We start from the raw sequence: 15536 nt of genomic DNA, 5'->3' as shown, positions 1-15536 counted from the left end.
GGGCACCCTACAAACCTGCGCCCGACGCCAGGGTAGCGGTGCCCTCTCCCTGACCTGCTCTGATCTGATCTGATCTGGAGCAAGTCGAACTGGCAATATCTGTGGGTCTATTGTCCTTGTTGCCACCCTTTCGCTGAGCGCAGACTGCATCCATCGCTCATCGAGAACTGCCCATGGATGCGCTGAAAACCATTGCCTGCCTGCTTTACCCGAATGTGATGAGCCTGGATGTGACCGGCCCGTTACAGGTTTTCGCCTCGGCCAATGTCGAGCGCCAACGTCAGGGTTTGCCGGCGTTCTATCATCTTGTCGTACTCGGTCAACAGGTCGGCGCTGTCGCCACGTCGGCCGGGTTTCAACTGGTTGCCGAACAGGCCTGGCGCGAGTTCGACGCCGCACAGATCGACACCCTGCTGATTCCTGGCGGCCTGGGCGAACAGGCCCAATGCCAGAATCAGGCACTCTTGACCTGGCTGCGTGCCGCCGAACCGCAGGTACGCCGCCTGGGCTCGGTCTGTTCCGGCGCGCTAATACTGGCCGCCGCCGGCCTGCTCGATGGTCGCCGCGCGACTACCCATTGGGCCGATGCGCAAACCCTGCGTCAGGGGCATCCCGATGTCGAGGTGCTGGCGGACTGCCTGCACACCTATGACCCGCAGGACCTGCACGGCAATGGTCATATCTTTACCTCGGCGGGAGTAACCGCGGGTATCGACCTGGCCCTGGCGTTGGTTGAAGCGGATCTCGGGCGTGTCACTGCACTGGCGGTAGCCCGGCGCCTAGTGATGTTCCTGCGCAGGCCAGGTGGACAGGCCCAGTTCAGTGCCCTGCTCACACCTGAGCCAAGTCGCGTACCGCGCCTGGCTGCCTTGCTCGAGTGGATTCCTGCGCACCTGAGTGACGACCTGTCGCTGGGGGCGCTGGCCGCCCAGGCGCACATGACACCGCGCACGCTGTCGCGGGTGTTTGCCCAGGAGCTGGGCATGGGGCCGGGGCGCTATGTCGAACGCATTCGTCTGGAAGCGGCACGCATTTTATTGCAAGACGCTCAAGCGTCGATTAGTACGGTGGCGCGCCTGAGCGGTTTTGGTCACCCGGAAAACCTGCGCCGCACCTTCCACAAACATCTGTCCGTCAGCCCTCAGGAATACGTCGCGCGCTTCACCTGACGCACCCAGCGCATAACTTTCTAACCAGGAGTCGGCCATGCTGCAACTACGGCCCAACTGCGAATGCTGCGACCGCGATCTGCCTGGCGACTCGCCTGACGCCTTGATCTGCTCGTTTGAATGCACCTTCTGCCGCGACTGCGCGAAGCAACGCCTGCACGGCACTTGCCCGAACTGCGGCGGTGAACTGCTGCCCAGGCCGCGGCGTCCAGCAGACAAACTGCAGCGTTATCCCGCGTCCCGCGAACGCGTTTACGTCCCCAGCGGTTGCCCGCAAACAGTCGAGTCCTGAGGAGGGTCCAATGCTGATCTACTGCGCAAACTGCAAGGTGACGCTGTCGGCATGCCAGCTCGCCCCCGCTGATACAGGTGTCCATCGCCTGGCTCGGTGGCGTGTTGGCCATGGCCTGTATCGCCGGAGCCAATGACCGCTCTCGATGACCCTGATACTCGACTCCTTCGGCGCCACCTGCGTGATGGTCTTCAGCTTTCCCGAGCGGCCTTTCTCACAACCCAGGATGTGCTTGGCGGACATCTGCTTAGTTGGTTCATCGGACTGGACGTTCTGCATCTCTGCGGACCGCACTGATGGTCGCTGGCCACGGCGAGGCGAAATGGCTTGATGGCGCTCAGCAACGGCTGGGCCGCGGCAGGCGCCTCATTTGCTTCCGGCGCACTGTTGGCTGGGGCGCAGTGAATATCGGCATACTGCCGCGGGTGGCGATTGCCTCGCTGATGCAATTGCCGATACGCGGCAAGGCGGTTGCCCGCCACTCTTGATTCGCGCCCTGGCCAGCGGCGGCAGGCATGGCCTCAGCCGCGGTAGCAATTGACCTGGTTGCGGCCGCCTTCCTTGGAGGCATACAGAGCCTGGTCGGCTCGCTCGATCAGCTGTTGATACTCCTGAGTGGGGTGGTTCAGGTCAGCCACCCCCAGGCTGATGGTGAACGGGATACCTTGCCCCTCATAAGTGACCAGCAGCGATTCGATGCGCTGGCGCAGGCGTTCGGCAAACAGCATGGCTCCGGCACTGTCGACATCCGGCAGCAGCACCACAAATTCCTCGCCGCCATAGCGGCCGGCATAATCGGTGTCACGCACCTGCTCGCGCATCACCTCGGCGACGGCCTGAATCACCTTGTCCCCAGCCGGATGACCATAGGTGTCATTGACCTTCTTGAAATGATCGATATCGAACATCACCAGTGCGGCCGTGCTCTGATAACGCCGGTGCCGGGCGTATTCGTGCTGCAGGCATTCTTCCCAGTAGCCACGGTTATGCAGGCCGGTCAGGCGATCGGTGCGCGAGAGTTGTTGCAACTGCAGGTTTGCCGCCTGCAATTGCTGCTTGTTTATCGCCACGCTGGTCACGTCATAAATGATCAGGCAAATATGCTCGATACTGGTATTGGTGGCCTGCAGCGGCAGAATGGTGGTGTTCTGAAACATGAACTCTTCCTGCCCGGTGATCGGCTGGTAGTTCTTGAACTTCACCAGGTAGGGGCGCTGCTCCCAGATGGTGAAAGCCGGCGTGCCCAGCGTCACGACCCCTTCGACTTTGTGGCGGAACCAGTTTTCCTCGATTTCCGGAAACAGGCTGAACAAGGATTGCTGATGCACCTCATGGGGCTGTAGGCCCGAGCGGTTCTCCATGAAGGTATTCCAGACGTGTACGCGGTATTCGCGATCCAGCACCACGACACCGACATCGATGCTCTGCACCACGGCCAGCAGCCAGTGAAACTCGTTGAACTCCAGATTCTCTTTCATGTTCAGTTCATCAGGTAAGCAAGCTTGTTAGAAAGCAACGCCACCGAATCTTCAGTAAACAGCAGCAGTAAGTCGAAATGAATATGGTGGCCTTCGATGCTGTAGCTGATCTCCACGGCCAGGGTGGTCTTCCAGCGTGGGCGGTTGAGCTTGATCAACTCCTCGATCGAGGCATGTTCGCCCAATACGGTGGGGTGGCTTAGGGAGAACTGCGCATCGATCTGCCCGGCAATACCGTTCAGGCAGGCGCCGATCAGTACAGTGGAAAGATCCAGGAACATTTCCATTTCGGAATATTCGGACGAGAACCCACTCATCAGACGGGCCATCTCGCCCAATTCCGAATCATGGAAAATCAGCAGCGCCTCGCCAGCGATGCCACTGCCGATAAACCCCTGGCACACGGCGGTAAGCCCGTCGCCCCGCTGGGCGTCCGCCAGGGCCATGTGCAGCTCGCCGACTTCAAATAGACTGACATTCGGCACCGGCAATTGCACAAACACGCCCAGCAGCTTGGCTAGCAAGGCGGCAGCACGTCCCATGGCAACGTTGACCACCTCACGAAAGGCATCGATAAAATTGATGGCGGAGTGATCGCCGAGCGCATGCACGGCCAGCTCACTGCCGCTGCTGCCGAGCAACTCCAGGCGGTCGAGGGTTTTTCTGAGCAGATCTGGATCAGCCGGTTTTTGTACAAAGGCCAACGCCCCGAGCGCCATGACCCGCTGCATCGCCTGTTCCTGAACATCGCCAGACACCACAATGACCTTGCATGACAGGCCTTCGGCCTGCAGGGCAGCGAGTACCTGATAGCCATCCATCTCGGGCATCGTCAGGTCGAGCAGCATCACATCGATCTGCCCTTGACGCAGAATCGCCATGGCCTCCATGCCGTTGGCCGCCTGCGTTATGACGACAGGCCAGTCGGCAGGCAGCGCACGTAGCAATTGCTTGCGCGCCATATTTGAGTCGTCACAGATAAGTAGAGTGCTGACAGTCATGCGTATCACTTTTTATAGTTGTCTGCCGGCAGGGATCGCGGCGGATCAGTCGTAGCTTGTATCAATACGCTATGTCGACAGCGTTGCATCTCAATGCTAAGCGGTAGTTTTACGGTAAAACACCACGCAATGGTGGAAAGATAGAAACAAAAAAGGTGGCCATAGGCCACCTTACGCAGAACTGACTGAAGAACGCGCCTCAGTAGTAGGCGTTTTCCTTGTTGCTGTGGTCGGTCACGTCGCGCACACCTTTAAGTTCCGGGATGCGTTCGAGCAGGGTTTTCTCGATGCCTTCCTTGAGGGTAAGGTCGACCTGTCCGCAGCCCTGGCAGCCACCGCCAAACTTCAATACCGCGATGCCGTCATCGACCACATCGATCAGGCTCACTTCGCCGCCATGGCTGGCCAGCCCCGGATTGATCTCGGTTTGCAGGTAATAACTGATGCGCTCGTTGATCGGGCTGTCTGCGTTGACCATCGGCACCTTGGCATTCGGCGCCTTGATAGTCAGCTGGCCGCCCATGCGGTCAGTCGCGTAATCGACCACGGCATCTTCCAGGAAGGGTTCGCTGAGCGCATCAATCCAGGCCGTAAAGCTGGCCAGGGCTATCGCCGTATCATCCGGCTTTTCCTCGCCCGGCTTGCAATAAGCGATGCAGGTTTCAGCGTATTGGCTGCCCGGCTGGGTGATGAAGACCCGGATGCCAATACCAGTGGTGTTCTGCTTGCTCAGCAGATCAGCTAGATAATCGTGGGCAGCGTCGGTAATGATAATGGTGCTCATGGCAACTCCTCGCAAACATGTTCGCAGTGTACGCCAACCTCCGGGCTTCAATAAAGCCCGAGTATTTATCTCGGAATAGCCTGGCTGTAACGCTAGCCGCCCTCGATGAGTCAAAAGACCATTGGATATCAGAGGTGAGCGCTGATGAAACTACTGCTCCCAGCCCTCTGGGTCGCCCTCTGCGTACTCTGCGCGCCGGCTCACGCGGAACCTCGCCTACGCCTGACCAGCAGCGCAACAGCTACACCAGTGCTGGAATTGTTTACCTCACAAGGCTGCAGTTCGTGCCCGCCAGCAGAACGCTGGCTATCCGCTCTGACCGAGCATCCCGCGCTTTGGAACGCAGTGATCCCCTGGCCTTCCACGTCGATTACTGGGACCGGCTTGGCTGGGTGGACCCATTCGCCAACCCAGGCTATAGCGCCCGGCAACGGGCATACGCACGCTCCGGCAGCAGCCAAGGGGTATATACCCCGGAATTCATCCTGGCCGGCCACGAGTGGCGCGGCTGGTTCCAACGTCAGCCGCTGCCTCTGGTGCAGATGCCGACGGTTGGCAGGCTGGTGCTTGAGGTTGACGGCGACAACTTGAAACTGACGTTCAATCCAGCTCATTCAGTCCCCGCCCGACTGACAGCTCATGTTGCACGTCTGGGCTTCGGCCTGAGCACCGCGGTAGGGCGAGGCGAAAATGCCGGGCGCACGCTAACCCATGACTTCGTGGTCTTGACCCTGCAGCAGCTTGGAGCCAGTGAAACAAACCACTGGCAGACCCGTCTTGCCGCCGACTCGCGCGGCGAGCGCCAGGCACTGGTCGCCTGGCTCACCGCGCCAGGGCAGCTAACGCCCTACCAGGCGGTCGGCGGTTGGCTGCTAACAACCAGTACAGAAGGTCAATAGCTGGGCCGCACAGTGCGCCTCTAACAGACCCTTTCGGATCGTTGTGCGATCAGATCAGTGTATGACCGCGGACGGCCCAATCATCTGCAATACTTCAAGCACAGTTGGTGCGCCTGCAACTGCAAGCGCGATAGCCTGAAAAAGGAGCTTCCCAAGATGTACAAGCAGATAATGATTCCCGTCGACCTCGCCTATATCGAACGCCTCGAGAAAGCCCTGAGAACCGGCGCAGACCTTGCGAAGCTGTATGACATACCGGTCTGTTACATCAGCGTATCGGCCAACACGCCAACGGCAGTCGCGCGCAATCCGACGGAGTTCAAGGAAAAACTACAACAGTTCAGTGTGGCTCAGGCAGAGCAATACGGGCTGAACAATGTCAGTAGCGCCGCCTATATCAGCCATGATCCGGCGGTTGACCTGGACAAGACCTTGCTCAAAGCGGCCAAGGACTGCGGCGCAGACCTAGTGGTGATGGCCTCCCATGTACCTGGCTTGGCGGAACACCTATTCGCCTCAAACGCCGGGTATTTTGCGTCCTATTCCGAGGCTTCGGTGCTGGTAGTGCGCTAGGCGCGCAGGTGCGAGAGGGTTTGCCAGCATTACCTGCACGCCCCCCAGTTCTAGCCGCCGGGCATTACATATTTTCATAGCGGTGCATATCCAGCACGCCGGCTTCGAGCGGTTCGGTTTCGCGGATATACGCCGACAGGTCATGAAAATAGCGCCAGAACTCGGGGTGGCTGCGACGACCCCCCCAACGCCCGACCAGCGAGTCGAACGCCTGGGCATCACGGACCAACTCCATGCTGCGCACGAACTCCGGAACCTCCTGCGCAGTGAGGCGGAACATGAAGTTCGGGTAACTGGTCAGCCCCCAGGGTAAATAGTCAGGGTATCCAGCGCGGGCTGATAACGCAGTTCCTCGCCATACATGAAGGCCACGTTACTGCGCGCACGGTTGCGCAGCAGACTATAGACCTCGCGCGTGCCGTCGGCCAGTTCGACGCGCAGCAGGGTCGCTTCCGGCAGCTGGTGAATGATCTTGAACCCGCCGGCCGGCCGGCTGCCCAGCGCGATGGCAGTGCACGCCATCGCAACGGTTGATCGGATCAAAGCCCACGTAGAGGCTGCCGTAGCGGCTCTATAGGGCTTCGGCAAAAAACCGCTGCGGGTCTGTTGCAGGCAGTTGCAGGGCTGTTCGGCTATGGGTATCGATGCGCTGGCAGTCCAGCCATAGCTTCAACTGGCCTCTGTACTGATACCAGTCATCGAGGATCGTTTCGCGGGCGTCAGCCGTCATCAAACGCAGGAAATTCTGCTCGGCGCCGTTATGGATTCGGTCGAAATACAGGCGCGTCTGCGCCTGATGCGCCAGGTTGCCGAATACATCGAAGTTGACCACCAACTGGTTAGTAGGCTCGCTCAAGCAGCGGATAGTCCATCCACCAGAGCGTCTGCGGGATCTCGCCGATCAGGCCTTTGCGCACCGAGGCGCTACCGTGCTGGCGGAAGATCGTCAGCAGCGCAGTGTCGTTACCGGCCCAGATGTGCGACCAACTGGGTGCGGGTGCAGCGGCGTAGCTGTGCATGGGCAAGGCCTCGTACTCATTGCGCCTGTTGCGATAGCTGCGCCACAGACTGAGCAGATTGCCGATATCGTCGAACTGGCCAGGCATGCTCAGCAGTGGCGTCGCCTTGGCGCGGTATTTGGCATCGCCCCTATACAGATCATGTCGCGGATCCTGGAACACCACCCAGAAGTTGTCACGGATCACGTCGGTGGCGATCTGGCCGCGGCACACAGGGCCACGGATAAAGGTGCGCACAAAATACTCGGCGTTATCCAGCATGAACTGATAGCGCGCCTGCGGCGGAATCGCCGCGAACGTCTCGAACGGATTGGCGCGGCGCCGGACGCCATAGCCAGGCAGCGCATCAACCTGCCAGTCGTCGGCGAAGAACAGCGCTTTGACTCGCGCCAGCTTGTGCGCACTGAGCGGGTCGGTCATATGGGTCTTGTGCACGATCACCCCTGGACCGGCGCCAGACGATAATAAAAGGTGCCACCCAGATCCTCGTTCGGTCGGCGCGTAGCGATAGGGTCGACCGGTTGGCCAGTCGCGGTACGCGAACGCAACAGCTGGAAGAATTGCCCCGGCTCGCTGCCTTTGAAATACAGGTGCGCGAGAAACAGGTGTTCATACAGCCAGCGCGAGACCAGGCTTTCCCGCGCCCGCGGAGCATTGAGAAACTGCTCCCAGGCCTTGACCTGCGCCGCGAAGCGCTTGCCATCGTATACCGGCAGCTTGTTTGACCCGCTCGAGACCCTCGGCGCTGCCCAGATTGAGCTGGCAAGGCGCGGCGTAGCAGGCATGGCAGGCCACGCAATAGCGGGTGAAGATCGGTTGAATATCGCGACTGTAGGAAATCGGCTCAGCCGACAGCAGCAGGCTGGTGAACAACAAGCAAGCGCCGAGTAGTGCGCGATATGGCAGAGCCGATTCCAAGGGTGAGCGTAATCGTGCGTTTAGCGAGATCGCGCTCTCAACATGAGCACAATTCATACAAAAGGCCGGAGCACTGCAAAAGCGCGCAGCTTTGTTATCATTGCGCATCCCCATTGTGTCAGCTTTGCTCAGGTAGTTCCGCCATGCCCCTGTCCGATCGCAGCGCCCGCCTCCACGCCCTTCAGCAAGCCCTGCAGGAACGCATCCTGATCCTCGACGGCGGCATGGGTACCATGATCCAGAGCTACAAACTGGAGGAAGAGGACTACCGCGGCACGCGCTTTGCCGACTGGCCAAGCGATGTGAAGGGCAACAACGACCTGCTGATCCTCAGCCGTCCGGATGTGATCGGCGCCATCGAGAAGGCCTACCTGGACGCTGGCGCCGACATTCTCGAAACCAACACCTTCAACTCCACCCAGGTATCCCAGGCCGACTATGGTATGGAAGCGCTGGTCTATGAACTGAACGTCGAAGGCGCACGCCTGGCGCGCCGGGTGGCCGATGCGAAAACTGCCGAGACCCCGGACAAACCGCGCTTCGTCGCTGGCGTGCTCGGCCCGACCAGTCGCACCTGCTCGCTGTCGCCCGACGTCAATAACCCCGGCTACCGCAACGTCACCTTCGACGAGCTGGTGGAAAACTACAGCGAAGCGACCCGCGGCCTGATCGAAGGCGGCGCGGATCTGATCCTGATCGAGACCATCTTCGACACCCTCAACGCCAAGGCGGCGATCTTCGCCGTACAACAGGTGTTCGAGGACGACGCCGTCGAACTGCCGATCATGATCTCCGGCACCATCACCGACGCCTCCGGTCGCACCCTGTCCGGGCAGACCACCGAAGCCTTCTGGAACTCGGTGCGCCATGCCAAGCCAATTTCCGTGGGCCTGAACTGCGCACTGGGGGCCAAGGATCTGCGCCCCTATCTGGAAGAGCTGTCGAACAAGGCCGAGACCTTTATTTCTGCTCACCCCAACGCCGGCCTGCCGAATGCCTTCGGCGAATACGATGAGACCCCGGCGCAAACCGCGGCGGTGATCGAAGAGTTCGCCCAGAGCGGCTTTCTCAATATCGTCGGCGGCTGCTGCGGCACCACCCCGGCGCATATCCAGGCGATTGCCGAAGCCGTGGCCAAGTACCCTCCGCGCGCCATCCCCGAGATTGCCAAGGCCTGTCGCCTGTCCGGCCTGGAACCCTTCACCATCGATCGCAACTCGTTGTTCATCAACGTCGGCGAGCGCACCAACATTACCGGCTCGGCCAAGTTCGCCCGCCTGATCCGCGATGACAACTACACCGAAGCCCTGGAAGTCGCCCTGCAGCAGGTGGAATCCGGCGCCCAAGTGATCGACATCAACATGGACGAGGGCATGCTCGACTCGAAGAAGGCCATGGTCACCTTCTTGAACCTGATCGCCGGCGAACCGGACATTTCCCGGGTGCCGATCATGATCGACTCCTCCAAGTGGGAGGTGATCGAAGCCGGCCTGAAATGCATCCAGGGCAAGGGCATCGTCAACTCGATCTCGATGAAAGAAGGCGTCGATCAGTTCAAGCAGCACGCCAAATTGTGCAAGCGCTACGGCGCCGCCGTGGTGGTGATGGCCTTCGATGAAGATGGCCAGGCCGACACCGCCGCGCGCAAGCGTGAGATCTGCAAGCGCAGCTACGACATCCTGGTCGATGAAGTCGGCTTCCCGCCGGAAGACATCATCTTCGATCCGAACATCTTCGCCATTGCCACCGGCATCGAGGAACACAACAACTACGCGGTGGACTTCATCGAGGCCTGCGCCTACATCCGCGACCACCTACCCCATGCCTTGACCTCGGGCGGCGTGTCCAACGTGTCGTTCTCGTTCCGCGGCAACAACCCGGTACGTGAGGCGATCCACTCGGTGTTCCTCTATTACGCGATCCAGAATGGCCTGACCATGGGCATCGTCAACGCCGGCCAACTGGAGATCTACGACGAGATTCCCAAGCAACTGCGCGACGTGGTCGAAGACGTGGTGCTCAACCGCACGCCGAACGGCACCGAGGCCTTGCTGGCCATCGCCGACAACTACAAGGGCGATGGCAGCGTCAAGGAAGTCGAGACCGAGGAATGGCGTACCTGGGACGTCAACAAGCGCCTCGAGCACGCGCTGGTCAAAGGCATCACTACGCATATCGTCGCCGACACCGAAGAATCGCGGCAGGGCTTCAAGCGGCCGATCGAGGTGATCGAAGGCCCGCTGATGTCGGGCATGAACATCGTCGGCGACCTGTTCGGCTCGGGCAAAATGTTCCTGCCCCAGGTGGTGAAATCGGCGCGCGTGATGAAACAGGCCGTGGCCCACCTGATTCCCTTTATCGAAGAGGAAAAAGGCGACAAGCCGAAAGCCAAGGGCAAGATCCTCATGGCCACGGTCAAGGGTGACGTGCACGACATCGGCAAGAATATCGTCGGCGTGGTACTCGGCTGCAACGGCTACGACATCGTCGACCTCGGCGTGATGGTGCCGGCGGAGAAGATCCTGCAGACCGCCATCGCCGAGAAATGCGACATCATCGGCCTGTCCGGCCTGATCACCCCGTCGCTCGACGAGATGGTCCACGTCGCCCGCGAAATGCAGCGCCAGGGCTTCAACCTGCCGCTGATGATCGGTGGCGCTACCACCTCGAAAGCCCACACTGCGGTGAAGATCGAGCCCAAATACCAGAACGACGCGGTGATCTACGTCACCGACGCCTCGCGCGCGGTCGGCGTGGCCACCCAGTTGCTGTCCAAGGAGCTGAAAGCCGGTTTCGTCGAACGCACCCGCCTCGACTACATCCAGGTGCGCGAGCGTACCGCCAACCGTAGCGCGCGTACCGAACGCCTGAGCTACGCCAAGGCGATCGAGAGCAAACCCAAATTCGACTGGGCAACTTATCAGCCCAGCGTGCCGACCTTTACCGGGGTCAAGGTGCTGGAGGATATCGACCTGGCCGTCCTGGCCGAGTACATCGACTGGACGCCATTCTTTATCGCCTGGGACCTGGCCGGCAAATACCCGCGCATCCTCACCGACGAAGTCGTCGGCCAGGCCGCCACCGACCTGTTCACCGATGCCCAAGCCATGCTGAACAAGCTGATCGACGAAAAGCTGATCAGCGCTCGCGCCGTATTCGGCTTCTGGCCGGCCAACCAGGTGCAGGACGACGACCTGGAACTCTACGGCGATGACGGCCAACCGCTGGCCAAGCTGCACCACCTGCGCCAGCAGACCATCAAACCCGACGGCAAGCCGAACTTCTCCCTGGCCGACTTCGTCGCGCCCAAGGACAGCGGCGTCACCGATTACGTTGGCGGCTTTATCACCACCGCTGGCATCGGCGCCGAAGAGGTGGCCAAGGCCTATCAGAACGCCGGCGACGACTACAACTCGATCATGGTCAAGGCCCTGGCCGACCGCCTGGCCGAGGCTTGCGCCGAATGGCTGCACCAGCAGGTACGCAAGACCTACTGGGGCTACGAGCCGGACGAACAGCTGAGTAACGAGGAGCTGATCAAGGAAGGCTACAAAGGCATCCGCCCTGCCCCCGGCTACCCGGCCTGCCCGGATCACACCGAAAAAGGCACCCTGTTCGACCTGCTGGATCCCGCCGCCAAAGAAGGCCAGGCCGGCCACAGCGGCGTGTTCCTCACCGACCACTACGCCATGTTCCCCGCCGCCTCGGTCAGCGGCTGGTACTTCGCCCACCCACAGGCGCAATACTTCGCCGTCGGCAAGATCGACAAGGACCAGGTGGAAAGCTATACGGCGCGCAAGAACCAGGCCTTGAATGTCAGCGAACGCTGGCTGGCGCCGAATCTGGGCTATGACAACTGAGATCGCGCATGAGCCCTGCGAACAGCTAGTACTGTCGAGCCCTGCGCGCCGGCTCGACAGTGCCAGCCCTGCGCCCGAGTACCACGATTTGCTCGGTGACCGGGGCGGTTCCTACGATCAAGCCATGCATGCATTTCCCGATGCGTGCGCCCAGGTGGTCTAGCAGGCTGTTGCGCACGGCAAATTGCGCGGCGACGAGGGATTCGCCGACGTGCCTGCTGGCCGTGGCTAGCTGAGACGCTACCTGCCCGATAGCTGACAGTGGCGCGGCCATGGGTCCGCCATCCGCTATTGAGTTTTACTGCTAACGTTTAGCCGTAGATCGCCCCCTCATAGATCGAGGTGGAAACTGCATATTCAGCAAACGCGTTGTTTTCTCGACACTTCTCCTGCAGAAGAGCCTGGTCTATGAGTAAAACCAAAAAGCTTCGCCCTCATGAGGTAATTGCCCATTCCGGCACCGGCCGCAGCTTTCAGCATTCGCCAGAGAAGCTGGTACTGGTGCTGGCGCTGTGCGGCATGCTGCTGACCGGCTATCTGACCTATGTCGCCCTGCGCGGCGGCACACTGGCATTCTGTTCGGCTGAAGCGGCCTGCGATCTGATCCAGCAGAGTCGTTGGTCGCGCTTGCTGGGCCTGCCACTGGCGCTCTGGGGTTTCGTTCTATATGGGCTGCTGGCGGCTAACGCCTGGCGATTGCCGGCCAGGCTGGTGCGTTGGCGACGACTCTGGCTGCTCGCCTGGTTCGGGTTGGCCGTCAGCCTGTACATGACCCTGGTTGCCTGGTTACAACTCGACGCATTCTGCGCCTGGTGCTTGTTGTCGCTGGCACTAATGGCGGCGATCTTCATTCGAGTGAGTCTGCAACGACCCAGATCGGCCCCGGGCACCGACTGGCGGCACTGGTTTACCTATTGTGGGGTAGCAACGCTGGTCACCCTGGGCGGCCTGCAGTTGTATTACAGCGATCTGCTGGCTCCGCGCGAAGACCCGCAGTCGCAGGCTCTGGCCAGCCACCTGCAGCGTAGCGGCGCGAAGTTTTACGGCACCTTCTGGTGTCCAACCTGCCAGGAGCAGAAACGCCTGTTCGGCCCATCTGCCAAACGTCTGCCCTATGTCGAATGCACCCCAGATGGGCGCAACGGACTGCTTGCGCGGGTCTGCATCGAAGAGAAAATCAACCGTTACCCGACCTGGATCATCCGTGAGCAGCACTATTCGCAGCTGCTCAATATTGAAGAACTGACGCGCCTTTCAAGATTCAAGTGGCCGGAAAACTCCGGGCTTTGAGTCCAGCTAGCGCACTTGCGCTCAGGCAATGGGCAGGGCAATTAGCAAATGCCTGAACCCAAGCGCGGGTAGCGCGCTCACTGGGCCGCTGCGCCAGAGCAAGTCCGCAGGTTACCCCGCCCTGCCCCTGGCTATCCCGTGCGCGAGCAATCACGCCGGACGATGCATGTCCCCATGACTTAGCCTGCCCCGCCTGCCCCGCCTGCTTGCCTGTGGCGTTGATCTGCCTGTGCCGCGAGCGTGGCGCGCTGTACCTGGCCCCCTACATCGCTCAGGCCTCCTCGTAGCTCATGGCTGTCCAGCTTGTTCGCGCTGCCAGGCCTGACGCAGCAAGGCCTGCACCTGCTGATCCGAGGTCTGGGAAAAATCCACATACCAACGGCCAATGGCGATGAACATCTCGGGGGTGAACGGGCAGATGACTTCATCGACCTGTCGACGCAGCTGCGCCACGCTGTCGGTTGGGGCCAGCGGTATGGCGACCACAATTCGCGCGGGCGACTGCTGGCGTACCGCCTTGATCGCAGCCTGCATGGTGGCGCCTGTGGCCAAACCATCGTCGACCAGGATCACTTGCTGTCCGTCCAGCATAGGCAGCGGGCGTTCGCCGCGATAGGCGCGGTCGCGGCGCTGCAACTCCAGACTTTCCTGCGCGGCCACGGCGGCGACGGTGGCGCTATCAATATGCAGCGACGCCAGCACATCGCGGTTCAATACCTGCACGCCAGCACTGGCGATCGCGCCCATGGCCAGCTCTGCATGACCCGGTACACCGAGCTTGCGCACCAACAGCAGGTCGAGACGCACCTGCAGTGCGCTGGCAATCTCGTAAGCCACCGGCACGCCACCACGCGGCAAGGCCAGCACGATCACGTCAGGTCGCTGGCGATAAGCCTTCAACAAGCGCGCCAGCGCCTGGCCTGCGCTACTTCTGTCGCGGATGGGGATATCCAGAACATCCTGTCGCGTCATGATCATGCTCCAGCTGGCGAGCCTGACTTAACCAGGCACCAGACTTTCTGCAGGGTCTTTGCTCTCTAGTAGTAGTTCGCACGATAGCAGGCCCTGGCAGGTGATAACCCATCGGAGCGATTGATGGCGTCTCAGAGGTTGTGAAAATATCGAGCGCTGTCGCGAGACCGCCTCCAGGCGTTCGCAGTAGGTGGGAGTTTTTTCACACGCTCTCAGCTATTGAGGGGGCTGTCGATCAACTCGGCAAGAGCCTGGTTGATCGCCGTCGAATTGATCGCCAACAACTGCAGTTGCGCTTGCACGGCCTGTGTCACTTCCGTCGAGCCACGCTGCTCGATCCACTTGGCCAACAGCCAGACGGCCTCTCCCAGCGCCACCTGGTTCTGATGCAGGCGAGTCAGGGTCGAGGTTGTGAGTTGTTTGTGGTGCATATCCAGTTCCTGTTTGGGTGGCAGTCCATCCATGCGCGACCCAAGGTTCACCAGCTCCGCTGGCTACGTGCGCCAGGAGCCTGCAGGGTTTGGGTTCGCGGCGAAGAGACAACCGATTTGACAGGCTGTTAGGTTCCAGCAACTGCCGGCCAATCGCCATACCTCTTCATTGGTAGTGGGCACAAGGCTGATCTGGCGCAACTATTTCGCCAAGCAAACCGAATCTTGATGCAAATCATTATTGTTTGATCTGTGATTCCCTAAGCTAGGTCGCAACCACGCCACTGCTCAGAGGAAACCGTCGATGCGCGCCCAACTGCCCTTTTCACTCGCCCTACTGCTGGTCGCTACGTTCGCCCAAGCCAAGGAATACCCGATTGGCCAACCCCAGCACTGCGGTGGCCTGGAGGTTGGCGCCGTGTACCTGCAACCGATCGAGATGGATCCGCCGGGCATGATGCGCCCCGCCGCCGACTCCGATGTACACCTGGAAGCTGACATCAGCGCCCTGGAGAACAACCCGAACGGTTTCCAGGAAGGCAGCTTCGTGCCCTACCTGAACATCGCCTTCGTGCTGCGCAAGCAAGGCAGCACCGAGGAACTCAAGGGCGACTTCCACGCCATGGTTGCCAACGACGGCCCGCACTATGGCGACAACCTCAAGCTGTCCGGCCCGGGCAAGTACCAGCTGACCCTGAGCATCCTGCCCCCGGCCGGTGGCCACGCCATGTTCGGCCGTCACACCGACAAGGAAACCGGTGTCGCCCCCTGGTTCGAGCGCTGTGAACTGCACTACCAGTTCACCTATGCCGGCATCGGCAAGAAAGGCGGTTACTGAGCCCCCGGAGAA

Annotated in this window: 12 protein-coding genes and 2 pseudogenes; 8 read left to right on the top strand and 6 right to left on the bottom strand. The window is 60.7% G+C overall.

Annotated features, from left to right (window positions below):
- Positions 1-173: 173 nt before the first annotated feature.
- Together B2D37_RS06755 and B2D37_RS06750 are read left to right on the top strand one after the other, a co-directional pair.
- Positions 174-1169 (top strand): GlxA family transcriptional regulator, encoded by a 996-nt coding sequence (locus B2D37_RS06755; protein WP_079201993.1) that lies wholly within the window; start codon positions 174-176, stop codon positions 1167-1169.
- A 37-nt stretch (positions 1170-1206) separates the two neighbouring features.
- Positions 1207-1461: a DUF1272 domain-containing protein gene (locus B2D37_RS06750; protein WP_079201992.1), complete on the top strand. Its 255-nt coding sequence runs from the start codon at positions 1207-1209 to the stop codon at positions 1459-1461.
- Between the two features lie 521 nt (positions 1462-1982).
- Here B2D37_RS06750 and B2D37_RS06740 read toward each other — a convergent pair.
- From B2D37_RS06740 to nfuA, 3 genes are all read right to left on the bottom strand, one after another.
- Positions 1983-2939: a sensor domain-containing diguanylate cyclase gene (locus B2D37_RS06740; RefSeq protein WP_079201990.1), complete on the bottom strand. Its 957-nt coding sequence runs from the start codon at positions 2937-2939 to the stop codon at positions 1983-1985.
- A 2-nt stretch (positions 2940-2941) separates the two neighbouring features.
- On the bottom strand, positions 2942-3940 hold the full coding sequence (locus tag B2D37_RS06735) for a response regulator (RefSeq protein WP_079201989.1): 999 nt from the start codon (positions 3938-3940) through the stop codon (positions 2942-2944).
- A 199-nt stretch (positions 3941-4139) separates the two neighbouring features.
- Positions 4140-4724: a Fe-S biogenesis protein NfuA gene (gene nfuA, locus B2D37_RS06730; protein WP_079201988.1), complete on the bottom strand. Its 585-nt coding sequence runs from the start codon at positions 4722-4724 to the stop codon at positions 4140-4142.
- 144 nt (positions 4725-4868) lie between these two features.
- On the opposite strand from nfuA, the pseudogene B2D37_RS24090 reads away from it, so the two are divergent.
- The 3 genes and pseudogenes from B2D37_RS24090 to B2D37_RS06720 form a co-directional block, all read left to right on the top strand.
- A pseudogene (locus tag B2D37_RS24090) lies at positions 4869-5042 on the top strand (DUF1223 domain-containing protein); the annotation flags it as partial.
- A 17-nt stretch (positions 5043-5059) separates the two neighbouring features.
- Positions 5060-5623: a DUF1223 domain-containing protein gene (locus B2D37_RS06725; RefSeq protein ID WP_177345188.1), complete on the top strand. Its 564-nt coding sequence runs from the start codon at positions 5060-5062 to the stop codon at positions 5621-5623.
- A 156-nt stretch (positions 5624-5779) separates the two neighbouring features.
- Positions 5780-6196 (top strand): universal stress protein, encoded by a 417-nt coding sequence (locus tag B2D37_RS06720; protein ID WP_079201986.1) that lies wholly within the window; start codon positions 5780-5782, stop codon positions 6194-6196.
- A 64-nt stretch (positions 6197-6260) separates the two neighbouring features.
- On the opposite strand, the pseudogene B2D37_RS06715 reads toward B2D37_RS06720, so the two are convergent.
- Positions 6261-8121 (bottom strand): annotated as a pseudogene (locus B2D37_RS06715) (fatty acid cis/trans isomerase).
- Between the two features lie 155 nt (positions 8122-8276).
- On the opposite strand from B2D37_RS06715, the gene metH reads away from it, so the two are divergent.
- Complete coding sequence (gene metH / locus B2D37_RS06710; RefSeq protein WP_177345187.1) at positions 8277-11993, top strand: methionine synthase; 3717 nt, start codon at positions 8277-8279, stop codon at positions 11991-11993.
- 408 nt (positions 11994-12401) lie between these two features.
- Positions 12402-13283 carry a vitamin K epoxide reductase family protein gene (locus B2D37_RS06700; RefSeq protein WP_218190373.1) on the top strand — a complete coding sequence of 294 codons (882 nt, stop codon included), beginning with the start codon at positions 12402-12404 and terminating at the stop codon, positions 13281-13283.
- A gap of 288 nt (positions 13284-13571) precedes the next feature.
- On the opposite strand, the gene B2D37_RS06695 is transcribed toward B2D37_RS06700, so the two are convergent.
- Together B2D37_RS06695 and B2D37_RS06690 are read right to left on the bottom strand one after the other, a co-directional pair.
- Positions 13572-14255: a phosphoribosyltransferase gene (locus tag B2D37_RS06695; RefSeq protein ID WP_079201984.1), complete on the bottom strand. Its 684-nt coding sequence runs from the start codon at positions 14253-14255 to the stop codon at positions 13572-13574.
- A 212-nt stretch (positions 14256-14467) separates the two neighbouring features.
- Positions 14468-14686, bottom strand: a complete 219-nt coding sequence (locus tag B2D37_RS06690; RefSeq protein ID WP_154067053.1) for a hypothetical protein — start codon at positions 14684-14686, stop codon at positions 14468-14470.
- A gap of 304 nt (positions 14687-14990) precedes the next feature.
- Here B2D37_RS06690 and B2D37_RS06685 point away from each other — a divergent pair, with 304 nt between their 5' ends.
- Positions 14991-15524: an iron transporter gene (locus B2D37_RS06685; protein ID WP_079201982.1), complete on the top strand. Its 534-nt coding sequence runs from the start codon at positions 14991-14993 to the stop codon at positions 15522-15524.
- Positions 15525-15536 lie beyond the last annotated feature (12 nt).

The organism is Pseudomonas sp. CC6-YY-74 (assembly GCF_002025205.1).
Taxonomy (GTDB): Bacteria; Pseudomonadota; Gammaproteobacteria; order Pseudomonadales; family Pseudomonadaceae; genus Aquipseudomonas; species Aquipseudomonas paeninsulae.
Note: the sequence above shows the minus strand (reverse complement) of the source record. Positions and strands in the feature narration are given on the sequence as shown.